Annotated in this window: 1 protein-coding gene; it reads right to left on the bottom strand. The window is 75.5% G+C overall.

Annotated features, from left to right (window positions below; genetic code table 11):
• Nucleotides 1–4177 (bottom strand): SDR family NAD(P)-dependent oxidoreductase (locus AB0L59_RS42140; protein ID WP_365593485.1); only part of this gene is annotated, 4177 nt, incomplete at its 3' end.
• Between the last annotated feature and the right edge of the window lie 90 nt (nucleotides 4178–4267).

Here is a 4267-nt window from a genome sequence, read left to right as displayed (position 1 = left end):
CGGCGATACCGGTGATCGCACCGGCCCCGCCCTCCGCCAGCGCCGCCAAACCGGCCAGCAACTCCTCCCGGTCGGCGGCCACCACCGCCCCCCGGTGCTCCAGAGCCGCCCGGGACAACGCGGCCGCACGAGCCACCTCCACCACAGTGGCCCCCGGCTCGGCGAGCAGATGCTCACGCAACCGCGCCGCCTGCCCCCGCAACCCCTCGCCACCACGCCCGGACACGAACACCGGCACCGGCACCGGCAGCACCGGCTCGGCGACTGGCACGGCCTCGACGGCCGGGGCCTGCTCGATGATCACGTGCGCGTTCGTACCGCTGACCCCGAACGCCGACACCGCGGCACGACGGACCCCGGTCTCGGGCCAGTCGACCGCCTCGGTGAGCAGCCGCACCGGTCCGGCGGACCAGTCCGCGTGGGGGGTCGGTTCGTCGATGTGCAGGGTGCGCGGCAGCAGGCCGTGCCGCATCGCCTGCACCATCTTGATCACCCCGGCGACTCCGGCGGCGGCCTGGGTGTGGCCGATGTTGGACTTGACCGACCCCAGCCACAGCGGCCGGTCGCGGTCGGCGCCGTAGGTGGCCAGCAGGGCCCCGGCCTCGATCGGGTCGCCGAGTGTGGTGCCGGTGCCGTGCGCCTCCACCGCGTCGACGTCCTGGGAGGAGAGTCCGGCGGCGGCCAGCGCGGCGCGGATCACCCGCTCCTGCGAGGGGCCGTTGGGCGCGGTGAGGCCGTTGGACGCGCCGTCCTGGTTGACCGCGGAACCGCGCAGCACGGCCAGCACCTGGTGGCCGCTCGCCTGTGCGTCGGACAGCCGCTCCAGCACCAGCAACCCTATGCCCTCGGACCAGCCGGTGCCGTCGGCGTCGGCGGAGAAGGACTTGCAGCGGCCGTCGGCGGCCAGGCCGCGCTGCCGGTCGAACTCCCGGAACGGCGTGGGGCTGGACATGACGGTCACGCCGCCGGCCAGCGCCAGGGTTGACTCACCGGAGCGCAGTGACTGGGCGGCCAGGTGGAGTGCCACCAGCGAGGACGAGCAGGCGGTGTCCACGGTGACCGCCGGGCCGGTGAACCCGAAGGTGTAGGCGACCCGGCCGGTGGCGATGCTGCCCAGGTTGCCGTTGCCCAGATAGCCCTCCAGCTCTTCCGGCACATGCGCCAGCCTGGTCGCGTAGTCGTGGTACATCAGCCCCGCGAACACCCCGGTGCGGCTGCCGCGCAGGGCCGACGGGTCGATGCCGGCGCGTTCGAACGCCTCCCAGGACGTCTCCAGCAGCAGCCGCTGCTGCGGGTCCATCGCCAGCGCCTCGCGCGGCGAGATGCCGAAGAACCCGGGGTCGAAGTCACCGGCGCCGGCGACGAACCCGCCGAGCCCCACCGGCAGTCCGGCCAGGTCCCAGCCGCGGTCGGCGGGGAAGGCGGTGATGGCGTCCCGGCCCGTGGCGACCAGGTCCCACAACTGCTCCGGGGTGGTGACCCCGCCGGGGTAGCGGCAGGCCATGCCGACGATCGCGATCGGCTCGTCCGCCGTGGCCGCCACCGCGGGGGCGCTGGGTTCCGGTGCGGTCTGCAGGTCACCGGCTTCGGCGAGCACGAAGGCGGCCAGTACTGCCGGGGTGGGGTGGTCGAACACCAGGGTGGTGGGCAGCCGTAAGCCGGTGGCGGCGCCGAGCCGGTTGCGCAGTTCCAGCGCGGTCAGCGAGTCGAAGCCGAGGTCCGCGAAGGACTGCTCGGCACCGACCTGTTCGGCCCCGGCCAGGTCCAGCACCCCGGCGGCCTGGGTGCGCACCAGGTCCAGGGCGGCGCGGCGGCGCTCCGGCGCGGGCAGCGCGCGCAGCCGGCCGGCCCAGCCGGACTGCTGCCCCGTACGGCGGCGGCCGCGGACCAGGCCTGCGAACACCCCGGGCAGCGGGTCCAGTCGGTGCAGGGCGGCGGTGTCCAGCCGCATCGGCAGTACGGCCGCCTCGTCGAGCCCGACGGCGGCGTCCAGCAGGGCCAGGGCGTCCTCGGTGGGCAGGGCGGCGATGCCGCTGCGGGCGATGCGGGCCAGGTCGGCGCCGGCCAGCCCCCCGGTGATGCCGCTGCGCTCCTCCCACAGGCCCCAGCCCAGCGAGGTGGCCGGGAGCCCGGCGGCGTGCCTGGCCCGGGCCAGCGCGTCCAGGTGGGCGTTGGCGGCGGAGTAGGCGGCCTGCCCGGCGTTGCCGAGGGTCGCCGAGGCGGAGGAGAACAGCACGAACCGGGTGAGGTGCCGGTCGAGGGTCAGCTCGTCCAGCCACCGCGCGCCCAGCACCTTCGGCGCCAGGACCGCCCTGAGCCGCTCCTCGGTGAGGCCGGTGACCAGACCGTCGTCCACCACCCCGGCGGCGTGCACCACCGCCGTCACCGGATGCTCGGCCAGCAGCGCGGCCACCGCCTCCCGCTCGGCCACGTCACACGCCACCACCCGCACCGTGGCGCCGAGTCCCGCGAGATCCGCGGCCAGCTCGGTCATACCCGGCGCACCACCCCCACGCCGGGACACCAGCACCAGCCCCCGCACCCCGTGCCGCTCCACCAGATGCCGCGCCACCAGACGCCCGAGCGTGCCACTCGCCCCCGTGACCAGCACGGTGTCCTCGGCCGACCACGGCACCTCCCCGGACACCTCCGTCACCCGCGACAGCCGCGGCACCGACAACCGCCCCGCACGCAAAGCCAGTTGAGGTTCGCCGCTGGCCAGCGCCGCGGTCAGCTCCTCGTCCGTGACGGCGGGGTCGGGCGTGTCCAGCAGCACGAACCGGTCGGGCCACTCGACCTGCGCGGAGCGCACCAGGCCCCACACGGCCGCCCCGGCCGGGTCGGGCACCTCCTCGGCGCCGGTGGCCACGGCACCGCGGGTGACCAGGACCAGCCGGGCGCCCGGCGCCGGCTCTTCGGACAGCCAGCCGCGCACCCGCTCCAGTACCGTGGCGGTGCGTTCGGCCACCGGGGTGTCCTCGACCCGGAACAGCACGTCGGAACCGGTTTCGCGCTGCGGTCCGGTGCGAGCGGGCATCCAGTCCAGCCGGTACAGCGAGTCCAGCCGCGCGGGCGGGCGCAGTGCGCCGGTGAGGGCCCGCAGCACCACGCGCTCCACGGTGGCGACCGGGGCGCCGCTGTCGTCGGCGAGGTCCACCCTGACCGCGTCGTCGCCGGCGGCGGTGAGCCGGACCCGCAGTGCCGCAGCGCCCGCGCCGTACCAGCGGACCCCGTGGAAGGCGAAGGGCAGTCGCAGTCCCTCGCCGCCGCGCAGGGCCAGGGCGTGCAGCGCCGCGTCCAGCAGCGCCGGGTGCAGGCCGAACTCCCCGGCCTGTGCGCGTTGTCGGCCGGGCAGGGCGATCTCGGCGAAGATCTCGTCGCCGCGCCGCCAGGCCGCACGCAGCCCCTGGAACGCCGGGCCGTAGCCGAGGCCGGTTTCGGCGAGCCGGGAGTAGAACCCGTCCAGGACGACGGGTGCGGCGCCGGCCGGGGGCCAGTGCGCCATGTCGAGCCCGGTGGTGTCCTCGGCATCAGGGGCCAGCAGACCGGTGGCGTGCCGGGTCCAGGGCAGTGCGGTGTCCTCCGGACGCGAGTGCACCTCGATGGCGCGGCAGCCGGCGTCGTCGGGTTCCCCGATGCCGACCCGCAGGGCGAGGCCGCCCTCGGCGGGCAGCACCAGCGGGACCTCCAGGGTCACCTCGTCCAAACGCAGGTCACCCAGCAGTTCGGCGGCGTGCCGGGCGAGTTCGACGAACGCCGTGCCGGGCAGCAGGGCCGTACCGGTGACCCGGTGGTCGCCCAGCCAAGGCTGGCGGCGCAGGCTCAACCGTCCCGTCAGGACGGTGTCGACCGCGCCGGGGAGGGCGACCAGCGCGCCGAGCAGCGGGTGCCCGGCGGGGAGCGCACCGAACGCGGCCGGATCGGCGGATTCGGCGGGGTCCAGCCAGTAGCGGCGGTGCTGGAAGGCGTAGGTGGGCAGCTCGACCCGGTCGGCGGCCGGCAGGTACCGGGTCCAGTCGACGATGCCGCCGTGCGCGTGGAGGCGGGCCAGCCCGGTGGGCAGGGTCACCGACTCCAGTTGCTCACGGCGCAGCAGCGGCACGAACACCGCGGTGTCGTCCCCGGGCACACAGTCCGGCCCCACCGCGCTGAGCACGGCATCCGGACCGATCTCCACGAACCTCGTCACACCCTGCGCACACAAATGCGCCACCGCATCGGCGAAACGCACCGTGTCCCGCACATTACGCACCCAGTAATCCGCCGT

Origin of the sequence: Streptomyces sp. NPDC052109, assembly GCF_040680195.1 — a bacterium.
In the GTDB taxonomy this organism is placed as follows: domain Bacteria; phylum Actinomycetota; class Actinomycetes; order Streptomycetales; family Streptomycetaceae; genus Streptomyces.
Note: the sequence above shows the minus strand (reverse complement) of the source record. Positions and strands in the feature narration are given on the sequence as shown.